We start from the raw sequence: 1649 nt of genomic DNA on the forward strand, positions 1-1649 counted from the left end.
CAGCGCCGCCGGCCCCACCGCCATCGCCGACAATTGCGGCGCCGCGCGCGTGGCGATCGCCACCACGGCATTGGCCAGCAGCAGCACCGCCAATATCGGCAGCGCCACCTTCAGCCCCCACAGGAACATCAGCCCGCCAAAGGCCGCGATATCACCCAGGCCCAAGTTGGGGACGGTCATGGTGATGAGCAGGGCAAACAGATCGAGATGCACATCGCCCGCCAGCAGCGCCACCCAGGCCAAGGTGGTGAACAACGCCGACAGCGCGCCGACATTGCCATCAGCGGCACGGACGGTCGCAAACCCCAGGCCGACCATCTGCGCCAGCATTTCGCCGGCCAACCCGGCAGCACCAAAGGCCAGCGCCAGCGCCAGCCCCGCCACCAGCCCGGCCAGCAGTTCGCCCGGAATGTCTGCGCCGCTCAGAACCGGAGCGCCGGGACGGAAGGCGGCAAACACCGCCAGCGCCGCCACCAGCGCCAATCGCCCGCGCCACGGTAAATCGGCGCCGGCGATGCCGGGCAGCAGCACCACCATGGCCAGCGGGCGGACCGCGGCCAGCGTGAAGCGGACCAGCCATTCGAGGCCGTCAAAGCCAGGCAGCGAAATCAACTCCCTCCCCCTTGCGGGGAGGGCGACTCGGCACCAGCCGAGCGGGGTGGGGGTTCCCGGTTGTTGTCACGAAAGGCGGACCCCCACCCCGCCGCGCTACGCGCGAGTCGACCCTCCCCGCAGGGGGGAGGGAGTAGAACCACCGCCGTCACCGGATCGCCCCCACCATGTCGATCAGGCCGGTTTCGAGAAAATCCGCCAGGCCCAGCATCAGGCCTTCGCCGGCAATGGCCGTCACCATCACCAGCGCCGCCAGCTTGGGCAGGAAGGAAATGCTGCTTTCCTGCACCGAAAAGATGGTCTGGATCAGGCCCACGACCACGGCGACCACCAGCAGCGGCACCAGGAACAGCGCCGCGCTGCCGGCAAACAGCAGCACGGCCTCCCGCGCCAGGTCGCCCAGCATCACATCGTCGGGAGCGTTACCGCCGATCATGATCCAAAACTCTTGGCCAGTGCGCCGAGCACGAGGCTCCAGCCATCGACAATCACGAACAGCGCAATCTTCAGCGGCAACGACACCGTGGCCGGCGACACCATCATCATCCCCATTGCCATCAGGATCGAGGCCACGATCAGATCGATGATCAGGAACGGCAGATAGATCACCAGGCCGATTTCCAGCGCCGTCTTCAGTTCGCTCGACACGAACGCCGGCATCACCACTGGCAGCGGCACATCGGCCGGCTTCGCATAAGGCCCGCCGCCGGCAATTTCGGCAAAGCGCGTCAGGTCTTTGCTCCTCGTTTGCGTCAGCATGAAGGTCTTCAGCTCTGCCCCCGTCCGCGCCAGCGCGGTTTCAGCGGGCAGGCTGCCGGCCACCATCGGTTTCCAGGCGCCGTCGTAAATCCGGTCGAGCTGCGGCCGCATCACGAAGATGGTCAGCAGCAGCGCCGTGCCGACCAGCAGCTGGTTGGGCGGGCTCTGCCCCAGCCCCAGCGCCTGCCGCAAAATGGCCAGCACGATGGCGATGCGGGTAAAGGCGGTCATCATCAACAGCGCCGCCGGCAGCAGCGTCAGCGCCGACATCAGCAGCA

3 protein-coding genes are annotated in these 1649 nt (G+C 67.2%); all 3 read right to left on the bottom strand.

Features of this window, described 5'->3' with window-relative positions; all coding sequences use genetic code 11:
* The coding region (locus tag RMO81_RS14135; protein ID WP_310476541.1) for a flagellar biosynthetic protein FliR at positions 1-612 on the bottom strand (612 nt) is incomplete at its 3' end.
* 148 nt (positions 613-760) lie between these two features.
* Positions 761-1048, bottom strand: coding sequence for a flagellar biosynthetic protein FliQ (locus RMO81_RS14140; protein WP_310476542.1), 288 nt, complete (start codon positions 1046-1048; stop codon positions 761-763).
* A partial coding sequence (gene fliP, locus RMO81_RS14145) for a flagellar type III secretion system pore protein FliP (protein ID WP_310476543.1) occupies positions 1045-1649 on the bottom strand: 605 nt, incomplete at its 5' end. The genes fliP and RMO81_RS14140, both read right to left, overlap by 4 nt.

Origin of the sequence: Sandarakinorhabdus sp., from assembly GCF_031422795.1 — a bacterium.
Lineage (GTDB): Bacteria > Pseudomonadota > Alphaproteobacteria > Sphingomonadales > Sphingomonadaceae > Sandarakinorhabdus.

Bases quoted from the DNA above. Each gene is read 5' to 3' on its own strand.
- RMO81_RS14140 (WP_310476542.1), bottom strand. From the start codon at position 1,048: ATGATCGGCGGTAACGCTCCCGACGATGTGATGCTGGGCGACCTGGCG.